This is a genomic window from Rhodococcus sp. DT1 (assembly GCF_049844875.1).
Taxonomy (GTDB): domain Bacteria; phylum Actinomycetota; class Actinomycetes; order Mycobacteriales; family Mycobacteriaceae; genus Rhodococcus.
The window spans coordinates 213,781-231,251 of sequence record NZ_JBNCLW010000005.1 but is presented as its reverse complement, the minus strand read 5'-3'; the positions used below and the strand labels follow the sequence as shown (position 1 = coordinate 231,251).

The following is a 17,471-nucleotide window of genomic DNA, read 5'->3' as shown; positions in this document are numbered from 1 at the left end:
TGACGATACGACGGTCGCGGCATCGGGCCGGTTCGTGGTCGCTCGATCCAAATATTCGGACTTCCGGAATTCCGGAATCTTGTAGTAGCGTCCACTCACCGAGTAGCGACAGGACAAAGAGGAGTTCCCATGGCGAGTAGGTCGATCCCGTGCGTTGCCATAGCCGTGGCACTGACCCTGACCGGCTGTGCCGGTGCTGCCGCGGAGCCCGATTCCGCGGGCGCAGCCCCTGTCCCCCGCGCCGCCGACTGCGAGGCCGTGCCCGAGGCCGACGTCACAACGGCGGAAGGATGGATCGGCTACGTCGCCGAAAACACCGACACGGTTGCGATCGCACTGGACGACGGCAAGGGCACCGTCCTCGACCACCGCAGCGACGAACCGCACCCACTCGCCTCCGCGGTCAAGGTGGTGCATCTGGCTGCGTACGCGCAGGCCGTCGCCGAAGGCCGGCTCGACCCCCTCGAGCGGGTTCCGGTCACCGAGTGGGAGCGCTGGTACCTACCGAATACCGACGGCAACGCACACCCCGCTGCTCTGGAACGGCTCGACGCCACCGGTCCGGCTGCGGTGGTCACGCTGGACGAGATGGTCACAGCCATGGTTCGCGAAAGCGACAACGCGGTGCCCGACTACCTCCGCGACAGGCTGGGCGACGACGCCCTCACCGCAGCAGCAGCGCGAGGTGGCTGGTCGGACTTCCGGCCACCGACGATGCTCGGCACCACATTGGCACTCTTCGATTCCTCGCTGGACGAAGCCGCGGTGTGGCCTGCCGCCCGCCGTTACGCCGACGATCCTCGCTTTCGAGACGAGATCATGAGCGCCGCACAACTGGGCGACGACGTGTTCGCCGACGTCGACCGCATCCAGCGTTTCGGGAATGCCGGGTCGGCTGCGGACCTCGCCCGACTTCACCGAGCCATCGCCGACGGATCGTTCGGACCGGGCGCCGACATCGCTCGCGAGCACCTCGAATGGCAGCCCGCACCCGAGGGATTCGCAGGCGTGGGATTCAAGGGCGGGAGCTTACCGGGCGTGCTCACCGAAGCCATGACCTTCCGCCGGGAGGACGGGAGTATCGCGACGGCAGTGCTCCTGAGCGCGGGGATGTCGGAGAGCGAGTACACGAGCGCCCTCGAGTCGCTACCCCACCAGCAACTCTTGGCTGCCGCAGCGAACGACCCCGCAACCGCGGAGCGGATACGCTGCGCGATGTGAACGACGCATACGAGGCCCGGCTCACCGACCTCGAACGGCGGGTGCACGACCTGGAGGCCGGAGCGACCCCGGCCGGTACCCGAACAGCGAGCGACACGCCCGCACCGGACGCCTCCGGCCGGGTCGCATACAGCGGCACAGTCGCGCTGAACGGGAACATCCAGTGGTCCATCGAATACGACGCCGGTGCGGTTCTGTCGCTGGATCCGGCGACAGTGGCAACAGTCCTCGACGCACTCGGCAGTTCTGCACGCCTCGCCATCGTCCGGACCTTGCTCCGGGGTCCCGCCACCGCCGCCGAACTCCAGGACGCGACCGAGTTGTCCTCCGCGGGGCGGCTCTACCATCACCTGCGGGCCTTGTCGGCGGCGCGGATCGTCGAACAGGAAACACGCAGCCGCTATCGCATCGCACCGGAAAAAGTGGTGCCGCTGCTGGTGCTCGCCCTGGCCGCCGCAGATGTCGCCGAGCGTCTCTGATCCGCCTATCCTCGCCCTATGGCTTCCGTGTTCAGCATGATCATCTCCGGGGAACTTCCGGGCAGGTTCGTCTGGCAGGACGACGACGTCGTGTCCTTCCTGACCATCAACCCGCTCACCGAAGGGCATGTGCTCGTCGTGCCCCGGCAGGAAGTCGACCATTGGCAGAGTGTCGACGATGAGCTGTGGGCGAAGATCAACGGTGTCGCACGGATCGTCGGCCGGGCGGTGTCCGCCGCGTACGACACGCCGCGAACCGGTCTGGTGATCGCGGGCCTCGAGGTGCCGCACCTGCACCTTCACGTGTTCCCCGCCCACTCGCTCGACGACTTCGACTTCGCGAAGGCTGAGAAGGATCCTTCCGCGGAGTCCCTCGATCGGGCACAGGAGAAGATCCGTGCGGCGCTCCGGGAGATGGGCCACGGCGACAACGTTCCCGCCTGACGGGACGCCCGGAACAAGTTTCCCCTCCCGTGGGTTGAGACTCACATGTCTTCACACCCGCCACACTCTCCAGAACGTCCGGCCGGCTCCCTTCCCCCGGGAGCCGGCCGTCTGATCGCCGTACTCGTCGGCGCGGCCTTCGTGGTCATCCTGAACGAGACGATCATGAGCGTCGCTCTTCCCAAGCTCATGATCGAGTTCGACGTGGGAGCGGCAACCGCGCAGTGGCTCACCACCGCGTTCATGCTCACGATGGCGGTGGTCATCCCGGTCTCCGGATACCTCATGACGCGCCTGGCTCTGCGGACCGTGTACGCCGTGGCGATGTCCAGCTTCCTGCTCGGCACCTTCATCGCGTCCGTGGCGCCGGTGTTCTGGATTCTGGTTCTGGGCCGCGTGGTTCAGGCCGTGGGTACGGCCCTGATGTTGCCGCTGTTGTTCACGACGGTGCTCAACGTGGTGCCCGCCGAGCGGCGTGGCCGCATGATGGGCGTCATTTCGATCGTGATCGCCGTCGCCCCCGCGACGGGCCCGACGATCGGCGGTGTCGTACTCGACCAGTTGACGTGGCGCTGGATGTTCTGGCTGGTCCTTCCCATCGCGGCGATTGCCACGGCACTCGGCGTCAAGTGGATCCGGAACGTGACCGAGCCGCGCGCGATCCCGCTCGACGCGTTTTCGGTGGCGCTGTCGGCATTCGCGTTCAGCGGTCTCGTTTTCGGCCTGAGCAGCATCGGTGAAGCCGCCGAAGGCGACCCCCTCCTTCCTCCGTGGCTTCCGTTGGCGGTCGGCATCACGGCGCTGGTGATCTTCGTGGTCCGCCAGATCAGGCTCGGGGACAACGCGCTGCTGGACCTGCGCGCCTTCCGTACGCCGTCGTTCTCCCTCGCGGTCGTGCTCGTGTCGATCAGCATGATGTCGCTCTTCGGAACCCTGATCCTGCTGCCCATCTACCTGCAGAACGTTCTCGGGCAGTCCACCCTGGCGACCGGCCTGATGTTGCTGCCCGGCGGTCTGGCCATGGGCGTGCTCGGTTACGTGGTCGGGCGCCTGTTCGACCGCTTCGGGCCGCGTCCGCTCGTCGCGCCCGGCGCCGTCGTCGCGAGCATCGCACTGTGGGGAATGACGTCGTTCGGCACCGAGACGACGGTCGGCACCGTCATCGCCTGGCACGTCGTGCTCAACATCGGGCTCGCGATGATGTTCTCGCCGCTCCTGACCTCCGCGCTGGGTGCGCTCCCCCAACGGATGTACTCGCACGGCAGCGCCATTGTGAGCACCATGCAGCAGGTCGCCGGCGCTGCCGGGACCGCACTGTTCATCACCGTGATGACGCGCACGACGGTCGCGGGTGCCGAGAGCGGCGCCGATCCCGTGGCCGCACTGGGCGACGGTGTCCACGGCGCACTCGTCTGGGGTGCGGCGATCTCACTGATCGCAGTGGTGGGGGCGTTCTTCGTCCGACGGCCCGCCACGACGGTCGAACCCGTGCCCGAGCAGCCGCAGTCCGCGGACCTCGCGCGGCGGGAGCCTGAGACCGAACCGGTGGGCTGATACCGGCTATGCGTCGGCCGGTGCTGCGTCCGCCGCATCGGCCGGCGCGGTGTCGCCGGGTGACGGAACGTCGCCGTGCGGGTTCTCGAGGAACGCGGCGAGTTCTGCCCACGACGTGGTGCGCGCACGGGCACCGGTGAGCATCCCGAGGTGTGTGCCCGGTACCCGGACGAACCGCACCCGTGCGTTCGGCAGCAACCGGGTAACCGGTTCGACGGCCGCGATCGGCGCGAGGATGTCCTCTGTCCCGGCGAAGGCGAGCACCGGAACCGTGACGTCGGCCAGGTCGACGATCCGCTCGCCGAGGTGGAGCGCCCCGGACGACAGGTCGTTGGCGACCGTGATCCGGGCGAGCTGACGGAACGCGCGGCCCGCATAGCCGTAGATCTGCTCCTGGAACCGATCCACGAATTCCATTCGCCCCAGCTTGTCCGCATCGGTGATGTTGGAGGCGATGAACCACGGCCGCGTCAGTTCCCGGTCGAGCGCGGTGATGCGGTACGCGGCCTGGACCAGCGGAGCCGGAACGCCGCCGAACACCGTGTCGAGAACATCGATCGCGGGCTCCGCGCAGATCTTCCCGGCCAGCCGCAGCGGCGCCATCACGGGAATCTTCGAGAAGTCGAGCGGACTTCCGAAGGCGGCGATGGACCGCACCGGCAGATCGGGATGCGCGGCGGAGGTGAGCAGTGCCATGGCTCCGGCGATACTCCAGGCGACGACGTCCACGTCGCGGCCGCCGCACTGTTCGGATACCCGGTGGATCGCGTCGGGCACGATGTCGTCGATCCAGTAGTCGAGTCCCAGGTCGCGGTCCTCGGCACTCATCTCGCCGTATTCCACGACGAAGACGCTGCGGCCGAGGCCGGCGAGATACTGCACCAGGCTCTGGTCCGGCATCAGGTCGAAGCACGCGGGCGACGCGGCGAGCGGCGTCACCAGAAGAACCGGATCACCGCCGTCGTCCTCGGCGCCGAACCGGCGCAACGTCCGGTGGGGTCCCTGCCCGACGACAACCGAGGGCGTCCGGTGAGGTGCCGCGACTCCGTCTGCGACGAACAACGACCACGCGTTGTGGACCGCGCGCGTCACCGAGTCCGTGATTCCCATGAGATGCCTCCGCTGCTTGCTGAACGGTCCGGGTTCCAAGATCGTATGGGCACTCGGCCCGGTCACAGCGCCCGGCCGGGCGGCGCTTGCTGGGAAGTTGCCGGCTGCGACGCGCAACACGCCAGGGGACCCGCCTCGAACGACCTGTCCGTGGCGAGTGCTATCAAAGGACTATGACGTGTAGGGAGTGCGACAGCCGAATCGACCATTGCCACGGGTCGTTGATCCTGCACTCGGCGGTGGAAGTCGAGTGCACCGACGACACCTGCGTGGACCTCTCGATCGTCCGGCATGCGCTGGTCGCCGAATGCACCGACCTCGTCGGCGGATGCGCATGCACCGCGGTGGTCGAGGAGTCGGAGATGCTCGTCGCGTCCTGACGCCGTTCGTGGTCCGACGCGTCACATCCGGCGGTGACGGCTTGCCTCCCGCCTCGAGTCTTCATAACCTGCCGGTAGGGGCTGTCATCGGTTTCCCCCGGACGAGCGCACCGTACCCGGCGAGCGACAAGACGGTGTAGGAGCGTTGCGTCATGGCCTGGATCGTTCTCGTCCTCTCCGGTGTTCTCGAAGCGGTCTGGGCGACCGCTCTCGGGAAATCCGACGGCTTCACCAAGCTCTGGCCGACGGTGATCTTCGGCGTCACGGTGGTCGCGAGCATGGCGGGCCTCGCTTACGCGATGCGCACGCTGCCCGTGGGCACCTCCTATGCGGTGTGGGTAGGTATCGGCGCCGCTCTGACCGTCGGCTACGCGATGGTGACCGGCACCGAGTCCGCAACGCTCGTCAAGCTGCTGTTGATCGGCGGGATCGTGGCCTGTGTCGTGGGGTTGAAACTCGTGCATTGACCGCTGCGCGAGGTCCCTGGTGCAAGACGGCCGTGCGGTTACAGTGACCCCATGAGCCTCGGTTCCGCTTTGGCACTCCCGCTCCGGGTCGGTATGTCCGTGGCCGATACGGCGCTCGGAATCACCGAAGTTGTCGTCGGTACGGTCCGTATCGCGGTGTCGCCGCAGACATATTCGGCACTCGGCGCCGTCGGTCTGCCCGCGGCCCGGAGTTCGCGCGGATTGTTACAGCAGATTTCGACGCTGACCTCGGAAGATCGCGCACTCGGCCAGGCGCTGCGTCCCGGCGGACCGCTCGATCGTCTGCTGGAACCGGGCGGGCCCGTCGACCGCCTGACCGCTCCGGGCGGACTACTCGACCGGTTGCTGGTGCCAGGCGGAGCGCTCGATCGCCTGACCGCTCCCGGCGGGCCGCTGGACCGGGTCCTCGCCGACGACGGCGCTCTCGACCGTTTGCTCTCGGACGGCGGGTTGCTCGATCGGCTGACGGCGTCCGACGGGCCTCTCGAACGACTGCTGGCGCAGGACGGAGCCGTGGAGCGGCTGACGTCGCCGGGCGGGATCGTCGACGTCGCGACCCGGCCGGGCGGTGTCGTCGAGCGGGCGTTGGCGGAGGGCGGCGCACTCGAGGTGTTGCTGGCCGAGCAGGGTGCCCTCGACCGGCTGCTCGCCCGGGGTGGCCCCCTCGATCAGATCGTCTCGCTCTCCGCCACCCTCGCGGAGTTGACGCCGGGAATCATCAAGATGAACGCGAGCGTCGACATGCTTCAGGAAACCGTCGAGTTGCTGCGCGGCGCGGTCGGTCCGCTCGGCGACCTCGCGGGCAGGCTGCCCGGACGATGGCTACGCGGCAGCAAGGGCGAATTGATGCCGCCCACGTGACACGCTCCGGCGTGTCGGCCGGTCAGCGCTGGGCACGGTGCGACGCGACGAGGATCGCCGCGGCCCTCGCGGCCTCGTGTGCTGCGGCGAAAAGGTCGTGGCCCGTACCGAGCAGCGCGGCCAGGGTTCCCGCGAAGTGGTCGCCCGCACCGGTCGTGTCCACCGCACGCACCCTCGGAACCGCGATGCGTTCGACGTAGTCCTCGGTGGCGACCACCACGTCGTCCGCACCCCGGGTGATCACCACGGTCCGGACGCGTTCGAGGAGCCTGGCGACGATCTCGTCCGGGTCGTCGCCCGCGGAGGCATCCGCGTAGTAGAGCGCTTCGCTCTCGTTCACGACGAGCGGATCGGCGTCGGCGAGGACGTCCTCGCCGAGCGGGGCAACCGGGCTGGGGTTGAGAACGAACCGCCGGTGATGGGCACGCGCCCACTCGGCGGCGGCCGCCGTCGCGGCGGGCAGCAGTTCGAGTTGGGTGAGTACGACCGCAGGGTCCAGCGTGTCGAGCGCCGCGGTGACGTCGGTGGCCGACACCTTCGAGTTCGCTCCGGGTATCACGATGATCCGGTTCCGGCCGTCGTCGGTCACGACGACGATCGCACGTCCGGTGGGCACCTGGACGCTGAGCAGGTGGTCGGTGTTCACGCCCGCGGCCGTCTGCGCGGAACGCAGCGCAGTGGCGGCACTGTCGGATCCCACGGCGCCGACGACGGCGGTAGGAGCGATCCGTGCGGCGCCGATGGCCTGGTTCGCGCCCTTGCCGCCCGGATAGGTGTCGAGGCGTCGGCCGAGTACGGTTTCGCCTTCGTCGGGCGCCCGCGCAACCGTGGCGGTCAGATCCAGATTCAAGGATCCGACGACGGCAACCACACAGCCCTGAACGTCTGTCACCCTCTCGACCCTACGGACGGCGTGTCCGCCGAGCGACTCAGTGCTCGTGCGCGTCCGGTTCGAGTTCCGGGCACATGGCGTGGACGACACCGTCGGCCCACGACTCGCTCACCTCGCCGTGACGGAGGTACGCACCGAGATACGAACCGACGAGCATGGACACCGCCGTGTCGATGTCGAGGTCGGCGCGGACCGCACCGGCGTCGACAGCGGCGCGAAGCACACCGGCCACCACGTCGCTGCGGGCATTGATGATCTCCCGGAACGATTCTGTGAAATCCGGATCCTCGTCGATGAGTACCGCACCCACGCTGCCCATGCCCATATCACTCGCCAACGCGCGCCGGACCTGTTCCAGCGTCCACTTCATCCGGTCGTAGACACACAGACCGTCCGGCACACACGGCGTGATCGCCTGCGAGTCCAACGCTGCGTCGAGGATCTCCTCGCGGTTGGCGTAGCGCCGGTAGATCGTCGTCTTCGCTACACCGGACAGGGCGGCGACCGCCTCCACGGTGACGCGGTGGGGGCCGTGCACACGCAGGATCTCCAGCGCCGCCCGCATGATCCGCGCATCCGTTCCCGCGCGTGCCTTGCCGGGGCGTCGCGGCGATTCGGACACCGGATCTGCGTCGGTATCGACCACCATGTCACTCCTTTTCAGGCGAGTATGCCCCGCATGATCCTGAGTGTCTCCGAAAAGAAGACCCGAATCAAACGCTACGAAACGCTACGCTACGCTATACGTATCGTTACATTCACATCGAGGAGGAACGTATGACTGAGATCTACGCACCGACGACGGGCTATGCCACCGATTCGGAGACCCTTCTCGAGAGCTATCGCACATACGAAGCAGTCGAGCGGGCCATCGACCACCTCTCCGACGAGGGCTTTCCGGTCGAATACCTGCGCGTCGTGGGTCAGGGAGTGACGACCGTCGAGAGCATCGAAGGCCGGATGACCAACGGCAAAGCGGCACTCAACGGCGCGGCCGCCGGCGTGTGGACGGGCCTGCTGTTCGGTTTCCTGCTCGCCCTGTTCCTCCCGGCCACCAGCATGGCGGCCATCCTCCTCGCCGGCGCCGCCTTCGGCGCGGTGTGGGGCGGAACCCTGGGATTCGCGGCGCACTGGAGCACCGGCGGCCGCCGCGACTTCGTCTCCCGCAAGAGCATCGAGGCCGCCCGCTACGACCTGATGGTCGACAGCGACTTCGAAGACCAGGCACGCCGGAAGCTCGCTCTCCGCTGACCCGCCCCTCATCCACCGTGCTCCGCCCCCGCCCCTGTGGCGGGGGCGGAGTCGTCTTGCAGCACCGACAGGGCTGTGAGATCCCACACCGCGCGTGGTCGAAGCGGGGTGCGGATCCAAGGGCCGCTTCCGCCGGGCGCAGGCACTCGCAGCCCCGGCGACCTCGAGGCCGGCCCTGCCGCGACCGCCGGGCGTCATGTCGAAAAAAATAGGCCGACCTGCAGTTATCTGCAGATCGACCTACTCTCGAGCCCCCTAACGGGATTGAACCGTTGACCGCTCGCTTACAAGGCGAGTGCTCTACCGCTGAGCTAAGGAGGCAGCGAACGCCGCCCATCATATAGGTCGTCCCGCCTCCGGCGCACACCGCCCGTTTCGTTACGGTGGAACGCATGCGTACCGCCCCACCTGTCTCCGCCCGTACCGGAGGTGGCGGTCAGTGAGCCTGCTGGGCGATGTCCTGGACCGGACCCTGGGTACGCGCCGCGCGACCATCGACGCGGTCACCGCAGCACCCACGCCGCTGCAGCCGATCGACCTGACCGACGACGCGGTGGTGGCCGAGGCGCTCGATGTCGCGGTCCGCGTCGGCGAAGTCCTGCTCGCGTCCGGCACGGGCGCGATCGACACCGCGGAGCAGGTCCGGTTCGTCGCCGCGACCTACGGCCTCGCGCAGTGCGACGTCGATGTCACCTACAACTCGATCGTGCTGTCCGCTTATCGCGGGCAGACGATGCCGCCCGCGAGCACGATGCGCGTCGTGCACTACCGCTCGATGGACTTCACGCGGCTGGCCGCGGTCGACCGGTTGACGCGCCGAATCCGCCGCGACGCGATCTCCCCGGCGCAAGCACACGAGGAACTGCTCGCGATCACGTCGGCGGCCCACCCGTACAACCGCTGGGTCGCGACGATCGCGTGGTCGGGGATGGCCGCGGCGATCTCGGTACTGCTCGGGGGCGACGCCCTGGTGGCTCTCGTCGCCTTCGGATCGACGTTCGTGATCGACCGAGTCAATCGCGCCCTCAACCACGCCGGTCTGCCGTTCTTCTTCCAGCACCTCGTAGGCGGCATCATCGCAACCGCCCCGGCGATCACGTTGTACGGGCTACGGGAAACACTCGGCTTCGAAGTGTCCCCAGGGTTGATCATCGCCGCCGGCGTCACCGTGCTGTTGTCCGGTCTGTCGCTGGTGGGTTCCGTGCAGGATGCGATCACCGGAGCCCCGATCACGGCGTCGGCCAGATTCTTCGAAGTACTCATGATGACGGGCGGCATCATCGCCGGCGTCGCGACCACCCTGCGCGTCGCGGAGGTGTTCGGCGCCGAACTGCCGTTGATCAGTTACGGGGCACTGCCGGACCTCACCCAGCTGCCGACGAAGATCCTGGCCGGCGCCGCCGCCGCCGCGTTCTACGCACTCGCGTGTTACGCGGAGCGCCGCGCGCTCACCGTCGCGGCCCTGGCCGGAGCTGCCGGCAGCCTGGGCTATCAGCTGGCGCTCGGGCTCTCGCTCGGTCCCATCATTTCCTCGGCGGTGGCGGCCACCGTCATCGGCTTCGCGGGTGGCCTGATGGCCCGCCGCGCCCTCACCCCGCCGCTGGTCGTCGCGGTCGCGGGTATCACTCCGCTGCTTCCCGGTCTCGCCCTGTACCGCGGTCTGTACGCGATGCTGCGCAACGAGATGAGCATCGGCATGACCGCGCTGTTCGCGGCATTCGGTATCGGCTGCGCACTCGCGGCCGGAGTCACCCTCGGCGAGTGGCTCGCGCGTCGCACCCGCAACCCGCGAAGTATCCTCAAGGTCGGGTCGCTGCGCCGCCCGCAGTTGCGCCGGATCCCCCGGATCAGGCTGGAGAAGAAGCGTGCGATCCGGCCGGCCCCGACACCGGTGACCGGCCCGATCCCCATCACGGACACGATCCCGATTGTCGACGCCGCGGCAACCGAAACAACGAGAGCCACGCTGCGCCTCGGTTGGCGCGGGCGTGACTCTCGCAGAATGTAGAAGTATTCGGTGTATCAGCCGTGACGAAGGGTCAGCCCTGACGAGCCTTTTCGTCGGCTTCCATCGCATCGCGAAGGCTCTTCGGACGCATATCGGTCCAGTTCTGCTCGACGTATTCGACGCACGCGGCACGCGACTCTTCGCCGAATACCACCCGCCACCCCTGCGGAACCTCGGAGAAGGTCGGCCACAGCGAGTACTGCTCCTCGTCGTTCACGAGGACGTAGAACCGGCCGTCCTCGTCGTCAAATGGGTTCGTGCTCATCTCGCCTCACTTGTTGCGTAGGTGTGATGGTCCGGAATCCTATCAAGTTCACCGACAACACCCAGGGCTCCGGACATCTTCAGTTCCCGGCGACCGAGGACGGAAGCCAGGATTTCTCCTGCTCGTACCGCCGCGTTCGACAACAGCGACGAGGTCAGGCCGTGTGTCTTCTCGGTGCCGCCCTGCAGGTAGATGTCGGCATCGATGTCCTCCGGCGTCGGCAGCCGGTAGTCACGGTCGACCACCAATACCGGCCCGTCCGGCGCGAGGTCGCCGAGGAGCGGAGTGAGCGGCGCGGGCTCGAAACCGGTCGCCAGGACCACCGCATCGCACATCAATGTCTCGACGGCGCCGTCCAGGTTGTTCCGGACGTCGATCTCGATGCCCGCGGCGCTTTCCGTGGTGGAGACGATTTCGGAGGCGCGGCGCATGAACAGCCGGCGACGCCCACTGACCCTTTCCCGGTACTCGGTGGCGTAGAGCGCCTCGATGAGTTCCGGGGCCACGACGGAGTAGTTGGTGCCGCGATGAAGAGTGAGCACCCGCTCCCGCTCCGCGGGCGACGCTCCGTGGAGTTCGTCGACTGCCGAAGGATCGAAGATCCGGTTCGCGTACGGGCTGTCGTCGGCCGGGCTGTAGCCGAACCGGTTGAAGATGCTGTGGACTTCGGCCTGCGGGTAGTGGGCGTGCAGGTATTGCACCACCTCCGCGGCGCTCTGTCCCGCCCCGACCACGGCGAATCGCTGATGCGCCGGCTCGGGCATCGCGTCCAGGTGGAACAGGAACTGGTGGTTGTGAAAGCACCGCACCGATTCGGTGGCCCAGCGCGGGATCTGCGCCCGGAGCCCGACACCGACCACGACGCTGCGCGCATGGACCACGCTGCCGTCGGCTGCGTGGATCGCGAACAGATCGGCTGCGCCGTTGTGGTGACGGACCGCTTCGACGGCAGTGATCTCGGTTCCGTACCGGACATCCGCGGTGACACGGTCGGCGGCCCACCGCAGGTAATCCTGGAATTCGTGCCGGGTCGGAAAGAACGTCTGGTGGTTGACGAAGTCCGCGAGCCGCCCGCGCTCGTGCAGGTACGCGAAGAAGCTGTAACTGCTGGTGGGGTTCCGGAAGGTGACGAGATCCTTGGGAAAGGCGATCTGCATGGTCGCGCCCTCGAGGATCATCCCCGGGTGCCACGCGAAGTCTGGTCTCCGCTCGAAGAACGTGGCTCGTAGCGGCGAGTCCGGATCGGTCGCGTTGTGTTCCTCGATGGCGATGGCCAGAGCGAGGTTGGCGGGGCCGAAGCCGATTCCGACGAGGTCGAACACGTCCCCTCGAGGTTCGTCCGGATTCTCCGAATCACCTGCGGTAGCGCTGGATCGGTCGGTCATCACTCAACTTCCGTACTCGGGGGCGCGAGCCCAGGTCCGTCGACCAAAGCTCTGAGAATGTAGCTCAGGCTAACCTTGGTTGAGCGAGCCTACCAAGGGTCGACCGTCCATGGGGGACTCCGAACCGCCGGACTCCCACCATCTTCCGGACACGGCTGCCGCCCTTCCCCGGACGGACGCGAGCGCGGTGGGATCGAAGTCGATCCCACCGCGCTCGCCGAACACGTGCTCTGGCCGCTACGCCGCCAAGAAGTCCAGTAACACCTTGTTGACCACCTCGGGACGCTCCAGGTACCCGTAGTGACCCGCGTCCGGAATCTCCTCGTACCGTGCGCCAGGAATCGCTTCCGCCACTTCCCGCGACAGATACGCCGGAATCATGCGGTCGTCGGCGAATCCCACCGCGAGGCACTGCTTCGTGATCGCCCGGTAGGCGGCACGGCGATCGAACTCGCGGTCCATGCCCAACTGGGCCCGCACGCCGGGCGACATCTTCCCGCCACTGAACTCGAACACGTCGAGCCAGTCGCGTGCGGTGTTCTCGTCGGCGAGCGAGGCGGGCGACAGGTTCATCACCGCGGTCACCGCGGCCTGATACTTGGGCGGCAACTCCACACCGCTGTCGTACAACTGCCGCTCCCCCTCGGTGAGCGTCATCTGGAACCGGTCCATCCGTGCATGGCCGGCGAGGAACACCGCTTTGCGGACGAGGTCCGGACGCGCCAAGGTCAGTTCCTGCGCGACGCGCGCACCCATCGACGTGCCGACGACATGCGCCGGGCCACCGAGCAACTCGATCAGGCCCGCGGTGTCGGCAACGAGATCGTCGAGCGTCATCCCACTCAGGCTCTCCCCCGACGGCGCAATGCCACGGTTGTCGAACGTGGCCACGCGGTAGCCGGCCTTCACGAGCGCGGGCACCTGATGCAGGTCCCACACCCGGCCGGGGCTGCCGGTTCCCATGACGAGAACTACGAGGTCGCCGGATCCCTTGACCTGGTAGTTCAGCGGGATTCCGTTGATCGTCGCAATGGGCATGGAGACCTTCCTCGAAGACTGCGGGGGGCGAACGCGCACAGATCGACGAGCGCGGCGTTACGGGCCCTACGGTACCGCGAGGGCCCCGGCCACGATCGATCCAGCACCCGGCGGGTGGCGCCCCGGTGTCCCACTCTCCTAGAGTCGAGGCAGATGCATGCTCGCGCCGAGCAGCTACCCGGGAGGAACACATGACCGCGGACCCCACCACGCCCGACGTTCTGGCAGACGACGATCTCGAACCTGTCGCCGACGAGACCGCCCGACAGGCACAGCGCGTCGTCGCCGCCTACGCCGAGACTGCGGACGAGTGCCGCATGCTGCTGTCGATGCTGGGCATCGGCCCGGCCGAAAAGTACTGACGAGATCCATCGGACCGGCACCTCGAGAGGACACGACGTGACAGCAGGCGGCGCGGATGCGACCGAAGAATCCGAGTCGATCACCCCGTCCGATTTCGTCGTCGTCGCGAATCGCCTGCCGGTGGATCTCGAACGCCTGCCGGACGGCACGACCCGATGGAAGCGCAGCCCCGGCGGTCTCGTCACCGCCCTCGAGCCGATCCTGCGTTCCAACCACGGAGCGTGGGTCGGCTGGGCCGGGGTGGCCGACGCCGACGCCGGCGTCATCGTCGAGGACGACCTCACGCTGTACTCGGTTCCCCTGAGCACTCAGGAGATCGCCGACTACTACGAGGGGTTCTCCAACGCGACGCTGTGGCCGCTCTACCACGACGTCATCGTCCGCCCGGAATACCGGCGCGAATGGTGGAACGTCTACGTCGAGGTCAACCGGCGCTTCGCGGAAGAAGCGGCCAAGGCCGCAGCACCGAACGCCACCGTCTGGATCCAGGACTACCAACTCCAGTTGGTGCCGAAGATGCTGCGGATGCTGCGGCCCGACCTCACGATCGGGTTCTTCCTGCACATTCCGTTCCCGCCGGTCGAGTTGTTCATGCAGATGCCCTGGCGCACCGAGATCGTCGAAGGGCTCCTCGGTGCCGACCTCATCGGCTTCCATCTCCCCGGCGGCGCCCAGAACTTCCTCTACCTGGCGGGCAGGCTCGCCGGCCACCAGACCTCGCGCGGCAACATCGGTGTCCGCTCGAAGCTCGGTGTGGTCCAGGTCGGATTCCGCTCGGTGCGCGTCGGTGCCTTCCCCATCTCCATCGCGTCGGGCGAACTCGACGAACAGTCGCGTAGCAAGAAGATTCGCGACCGGGCCAAAGCGATCCGCAAGGAACTGGGCAACCCGGACCACATCCTGCTCGGGGTCGACCGGCTGGACTACACCAAGGGCATCGACGTCCGGCTCGACGCCCTCAACGAACTCCTCGACGAGGGACGGGTCGATCCGGCCCGCACCGTCATGGTGCAGCTCGCGACTCCCAGCCGCGAACGCGTCGAGTCGTATGTGCAGATGCGCGGTGAGATCGAGCGCATGGTCAGTCGCATCAACGGTGAGTACGCCGAGGTCGGCCGCCCGGTGGTCCACTACATCCACCGCCCGGTGCCCCGCGAGGAACTCATCGCCTTCTTCGTCGCCGCCGACGTAATGCTGGTGACGCCGTTGCGCGACGGGATGAACCTCGTCGCCAAGGAATACATCGCGTGCCGCAGCGATCTCGGTGGTTCGCTGGTGCTCAGCGAATTCACCGGCGCAGCAGCCGAACTGCGTCAGTCCTTCCTGTGCAATCCGCACGACCTGGAGGACGTCAAGGACAAGATGCAGGCAGCGATCGAGCAACCCCGCGACGTCGGACGCAAGACGATGCGTGCCCTCCGCCGTCAGGTCCTCACGCACGATGTCGACCGGTGGGCACGCTCGTTCCTCGAAGCGCTGTCGCACACCGGCGCTGCGGGACCCGCACTGATCACACCGGGTGAAGGCCGCAACGGGAACGGCGGGTAGCGGGTCGGTCCCACTGAGTGGAACTATGCCGCGGGACACAACCCGCGGGCATAACGTCTTGGTGTGACGACCGGAACCTTCCCCCATCTCCTTTCCCCCGGCACCATCGGGCCCGTGACGCTGCGGAATCGGGTCGTCCTGCCCGCCATGGACATGAATCTGTGTGACGACGGCGAGATCGAGCAGGGCGACATCGACCATTTCGTCGCCCGCGCCGAGGGCGGCACCGGGCTGATCATCACCGGATGCTGCGCTGTCGCCTATCCGCTCGGCTGCGCCAGCACCAAGGAACCCGGACTGTCGGAGGACAGGTTCATCCCCGGTCTCACCGCACTCGCCGACGCTGTCCACGAGGCCGGTAGTGCTCTGTGCGTGCAGATGACGCACCACGGCAAGGTCGCACGGATCGACACCGTCAACGATCGGCCGCTGCTCGTCCCCTCGACCCCGAACTCGAGCCCCGACCTGAGCGCGCTCGCCGACAACACCGGTGAAGAACTCCAGAAGATGGCTGCGGTCACCCACGGCAAGCAGGCCGAATACCACGAAGCCACACAGGAAGACCTGGCATGGCTCGTGCGCTGCTTCGCGGACGCCGCGGGCCGGGTGAAAGCGGCAGGCGCGGACGCGGTCGAAATCCATTGTGCGCACGGCTATGTGCTCGGCGCCTTCCTCAGCCGCGCCGACAATCGGCGCACCGACGAATACGGTGGTTCGTTCGAGAACCGTGCGCGACTGGCGTGCGAGGTCATCCGCGCGGTGAAGGCCGAAGTCGGCGACTCCCTGGCGATTCTGGTGCGCGTCGCCGGACGCGAATTCGGCGAAGCCGACGGCCTGAGCACAGACGAGGCAGTGCGCGCTTCACAGTTGTTCGAAGCCGCGGGAGCCGACGCGATCCACGTGACCGGCTGGGGCCGAAACCCGTTCTCCAACTTCACCGACGGGCCGCTCCCGAACACTGTCGGCGCCTACACGGGTCTGGCAGCCTCGGTGAAGAAGGCCGTCGGCATCCCGGTGATCGCAGTCGGTCGCGTACTGCCCGAGGTGGGCGAGAAGACCATCGCCGACGGCGACGCCGATTTCGTCGCGATGGGCCGCCAGTTGCTCGCGGATCCCTCCTTGGTCGGCAAGCTCGCCGCGGGCACACCGGAGCAGGTGCGGCCGTGCATCAACTGCTATGTCTGTGTTCAGGAGAATTTCTGGGACGACACCCCGATCTGCGCGGTGAATCCGGCGCTGGGCAACGAGACCCTGGTGCCGTTCACCCCCACGTCCGCGTCGAAGCACGTCGTCGTGGTCGGTGCCGGGCCGGGCGGGCTCGAAGTCGCGCGCGTCGCCTCCGAGCGAGGACACCGGGTGACGGTGCTCGACAAGTCGGATCGGCTCGGCGGCACACTCTGGTTCTCGACCCTCACCACCCCGGACAACGAGCAGTTGCTGAGGTGGCTCCGCTCCGAGATCGAACGCCTCGGCGTCGATGTCCGCCTGAACACCGAGGCCACCGCCCACTCCGTCGCCGCACTCGCACCCGATGCCGTCGTGATCGCCACCGGCGCGGTGCGCGGCCGGCCCGATGTTCCCGGTGGCGATCTGCCACACGTGCACACCGGCGATACGCTGCGAGCCCTGATGACCGGGGCCGGCGACACGTCGGAACAACCGCTGTTCCTCCGCACCATGGGGCGCCTCGGCAAGCTGTCGGGAATCACCAAGAGCCCACAGGCGATTCGCGCCGTCACCCGCAAGTTCCTGCCCATGGGCAAAGACGTGGTCGTGGTCGGGGGCTCGCTCGTCGGTCTCGAACTGGCGGAGTTCCTCGCAGAACGTGGGCGCCGGGTGACCCTGCTCGAAGAGGGCGGACAACTGGGCGTGCCGATGGCCATGCCACGACGCTGGACGGCAGTTCGGCACGCCGGCGAAGTCGGCGTAACCATTCACCGGCGAGCACAGGTGCAGCGCATCACCGCCGACACCGTCGAATTCCGCGTCGGTGACGAAACCCTCACCGCCCCGGCCGATATGGTCGTCGTGGCGTCCGGAGTCTCGGCCGCGGCGCCGCTCGCCGACGAGCTCGAGGGCAGGGTACCGGAGATCCACGTGGTCGGTGACGCCGCGGACGTCGGCTACATCGAAGGAGCGATCCACTCCGCGTGGAACGTCGCCACGGTGCTCTGACAGAAACAC

General features: G+C 67.6%; 18 protein-coding genes, 1 tRNA gene and 1 riboswitch. Of the genes, 12 read left to right on the top strand and 7 right to left on the bottom strand.

Features of this window, described 5'->3' with window-relative positions; genetic code table 11:
* The first annotated feature begins 129 nt into the window (after positions 1-129).
* The 4 genes from ACLQ3J_RS14465 to ACLQ3J_RS14450 are packed head-to-tail and all read left to right on the top strand — an operon-like array spanning position 130 to position 3,698.
* Positions 130-1,221 (top strand): serine hydrolase, encoded by a 1,092-nt coding sequence (locus ACLQ3J_RS14465; RefSeq protein ID WP_169621343.1) that lies wholly within the window; start codon positions 130-132, stop codon positions 1,219-1,221.
* On the top strand, positions 1,218-1,700 hold the full coding sequence (locus tag ACLQ3J_RS14460) for an ArsR/SmtB family transcription factor (RefSeq protein WP_169621344.1): 483 nt from the start codon (positions 1,218-1,220) through the stop codon (positions 1,698-1,700). The genes ACLQ3J_RS14465 and ACLQ3J_RS14460 overlap by 4 nt, the downstream gene beginning before the upstream one ends.
* 18 nt (positions 1,701-1,718) lie before the next feature.
* Entirely contained in the window at positions 1,719-2,144 is a 426-nt protein-coding gene (locus ACLQ3J_RS14455) for an HIT family protein (protein WP_169621345.1), read from the top strand.
* A gap of 45 nt (positions 2,145-2,189) precedes the next feature.
* Positions 2,190-3,698, top strand: a complete 1,509-nt coding sequence (locus ACLQ3J_RS14450; RefSeq protein ID WP_425903694.1) for an MDR family MFS transporter — start codon at positions 2,190-2,192, stop codon at positions 3,696-3,698.
* A 6-nt stretch (positions 3,699-3,704) separates the two neighbouring features.
* Here the strand turns inward: ACLQ3J_RS14450 and ACLQ3J_RS14445 are convergent, their stop codons facing one another.
* Positions 3,705-4,808: an alpha/beta hydrolase gene (locus tag ACLQ3J_RS14445; protein ID WP_425903692.1), complete on the bottom strand. Its 1,104-nt coding sequence runs from the start codon at positions 4,806-4,808 to the stop codon at positions 3,705-3,707.
* A gap of 173 nt (positions 4,809-4,981) precedes the next feature.
* Between ACLQ3J_RS14445 and ACLQ3J_RS14440 the strand changes: the two genes are divergently transcribed.
* The 3 genes from ACLQ3J_RS14440 (at position 4,982) to ACLQ3J_RS14430 (ending at position 6,537) form a co-directional block, all read left to right on the top strand.
* Positions 4,982-5,188: a hypothetical protein gene (locus tag ACLQ3J_RS14440; RefSeq protein ID WP_169621348.1), complete on the top strand. Its 207-nt coding sequence runs from the start codon at positions 4,982-4,984 to the stop codon at positions 5,186-5,188.
* Between the two features lie 74 nt (positions 5,189-5,262).
* Positions 5,263-5,329, top strand: a riboswitch (guanidine-III (ykkC-III) riboswitch).
* Positions 5,330-5,340: 11 nt separating this feature from the next.
* Positions 5,341-5,655, top strand: coding sequence for a DMT family transporter (locus ACLQ3J_RS14435; RefSeq protein WP_169621349.1), 315 nt, complete (start codon positions 5,341-5,343; stop codon positions 5,653-5,655).
* Between the two features lie 51 nt (positions 5,656-5,706).
* Positions 5,707-6,537: an ABC transporter gene (locus tag ACLQ3J_RS14430; protein WP_169621350.1), complete on the top strand. Its 831-nt coding sequence runs from the start codon at positions 5,707-5,709 to the stop codon at positions 6,535-6,537.
* 22 nt (positions 6,538-6,559) lie between these two features.
* On the opposite strand, the gene ACLQ3J_RS14425 is transcribed toward ACLQ3J_RS14430, so the two are convergent.
* Both ACLQ3J_RS14425 and ACLQ3J_RS14420 read right to left on the bottom strand, forming a co-directional pair.
* Positions 6,560-7,429 (bottom strand): ribokinase, encoded by an 870-nt coding sequence (locus tag ACLQ3J_RS14425; protein ID WP_296549158.1) that lies wholly within the window; start codon positions 7,427-7,429, stop codon positions 6,560-6,562.
* A gap of 37 nt (positions 7,430-7,466) precedes the next feature.
* A complete protein-coding gene (locus ACLQ3J_RS14420; RefSeq protein WP_169621352.1) occupies positions 7,467-8,078 on the bottom strand; it encodes a TetR/AcrR family transcriptional regulator in 612 nt (203 codons plus the stop codon).
* Between the two features lie 128 nt (positions 8,079-8,206).
* On the opposite strand from ACLQ3J_RS14420, the gene ACLQ3J_RS14415 reads away from it, so the two are divergent.
* Positions 8,207-8,680, top strand: a complete 474-nt coding sequence (locus ACLQ3J_RS14415) for a general stress protein (protein ID WP_169621353.1) — start codon at positions 8,207-8,209, stop codon at positions 8,678-8,680.
* A gap of 249 nt (positions 8,681-8,929) precedes the next feature.
* On the opposite strand, the gene ACLQ3J_RS14410 is transcribed toward ACLQ3J_RS14415, so the two are convergent.
* Positions 8,930-9,001 (bottom strand) — tRNA-Thr (locus ACLQ3J_RS14410).
* 118 nt (positions 9,002-9,119) lie between these two features.
* Between ACLQ3J_RS14410 and ACLQ3J_RS14405 the strand changes: the two genes are divergently transcribed.
* Positions 9,120-10,688: a threonine/serine ThrE exporter family protein gene (locus ACLQ3J_RS14405; protein ID WP_422425382.1), complete on the top strand. Its 1,569-nt coding sequence runs from the start codon at positions 9,120-9,122 to the stop codon at positions 10,686-10,688.
* A 31-nt stretch (positions 10,689-10,719) separates the two neighbouring features.
* Here the strand turns inward: ACLQ3J_RS14405 and ACLQ3J_RS14400 are convergent, their stop codons facing one another.
* The 3 genes from ACLQ3J_RS14400 to ACLQ3J_RS14390 all read right to left on the bottom strand — a co-directional run bounded on the left by ACLQ3J_RS14400 (position 10,720) and on the right by ACLQ3J_RS14390 (position 13,376).
* Positions 10,720-10,953, bottom strand: coding sequence for an MbtH family protein (locus ACLQ3J_RS14400; RefSeq protein WP_072702139.1), 234 nt, complete (start codon positions 10,951-10,953; stop codon positions 10,720-10,722).
* Positions 10,950-12,338 (bottom strand): lysine N(6)-hydroxylase/L-ornithine N(5)-oxygenase family protein, encoded by a 1,389-nt coding sequence (locus ACLQ3J_RS14395; RefSeq protein ID WP_425903689.1) that lies wholly within the window; start codon positions 12,336-12,338, stop codon positions 10,950-10,952. The genes ACLQ3J_RS14400 and ACLQ3J_RS14395 overlap by 4 nt, the downstream gene beginning before the upstream one ends.
* Positions 12,339-12,575: 237 nt before the next feature.
* Complete coding sequence (locus ACLQ3J_RS14390) at positions 12,576-13,376, bottom strand: alpha/beta fold hydrolase (protein ID WP_169621355.1); 801 nt, start codon at positions 13,374-13,376, stop codon at positions 12,576-12,578.
* Positions 13,377-13,567: 191 nt separating this feature from the next.
* Between ACLQ3J_RS14390 and ACLQ3J_RS14385 the strand changes: the two genes are divergently transcribed.
* From ACLQ3J_RS14385 to ACLQ3J_RS14375, 3 genes are all read left to right on the top strand, one after another.
* A complete protein-coding gene (locus ACLQ3J_RS14385) occupies positions 13,568-13,738 on the top strand; it encodes a hypothetical protein (protein WP_169621356.1) in 171 nt (56 codons plus the stop codon).
* 37 nt (positions 13,739-13,775) lie between these two features.
* Positions 13,776-15,287 carry a trehalose-6-phosphate synthase gene (locus ACLQ3J_RS14380; RefSeq protein ID WP_169651992.1) on the top strand — a complete coding sequence of 504 codons (1,512 nt, stop codon included), beginning with the start codon at positions 13,776-13,778 and terminating at the stop codon, positions 15,285-15,287.
* A 63-nt stretch (positions 15,288-15,350) separates the two neighbouring features.
* A complete protein-coding gene (locus ACLQ3J_RS14375; protein WP_425903688.1) occupies positions 15,351-17,462 on the top strand; it encodes an FAD-dependent oxidoreductase in 2,112 nt (703 codons plus the stop codon).
* The last annotated feature ends 9 nt before the right edge of the window (positions 17,463-17,471 follow it).